General features: G+C 71.5%; 1 pseudogene. It reads right to left on the reverse strand.

The features are described 5' to 3' along the window. Nucleotides 1–91: 91 nt before the first annotated feature. Nucleotides 92–564: pseudogene (locus VK98_RS24095) on the reverse strand (hypothetical protein); the annotation flags it as partial.

Here is a 564-nt window from a genome sequence, read left to right on the forward strand (position 1 = left end):
AAAGCGGAATGTACAAGTGGTACACGAGCATTTCGAAGGTGTACTCACCGTGCCACGTCTCACGCAGCGCAGCTGAATCGCACGCCGGTTCTCAAGCGCGGGCGCTGTAACTGCGCCGTTGCCTGTCCGCCTCGTAGCGCCGCATCAGGCGTTCGAACTCGGCGAAGGACAGCTGCACCGCCTGTTGCACCTGCTGCTTGACGCCTGCCGGCGCGCCGGCGTTGACGGTGATGTGCGGCGCGAAGGTGACGTTCACGCCGCCGCCCGCGCTCTTGGCCGGAGCCCTGGCCGCCGCGCCGCCCTGCTGCAGGCGTTGCAGCTGCTGACTGCGCGCCTGGATCTGGCCCCGGGCCTGCGCTTGAGCCTGGGCCGCAGGTGCCGCGCCGCCCGCCGCCGGCGGCTTGGCCTTGCCGGGCATCGGCGCGCCGTGGATGGCGCTGCCCACCTTGCCGCCGGCCCATTCCCCGGCGTATTTGCCGGCGAAGTGGCCGATGACGCCGCCAACCAGGGTGCCGACGCCGGGCAGGATCATGCTGCCGATGGCCGCGCCCATCGCCGCGCCGC

It is taken from the genome of Chromobacterium sp. LK11 (genome assembly GCF_001043705.1).
Taxonomy (GTDB): domain Bacteria; phylum Pseudomonadota; class Gammaproteobacteria; order Burkholderiales; family Chromobacteriaceae; genus Chromobacterium; species Chromobacterium alkanivorans.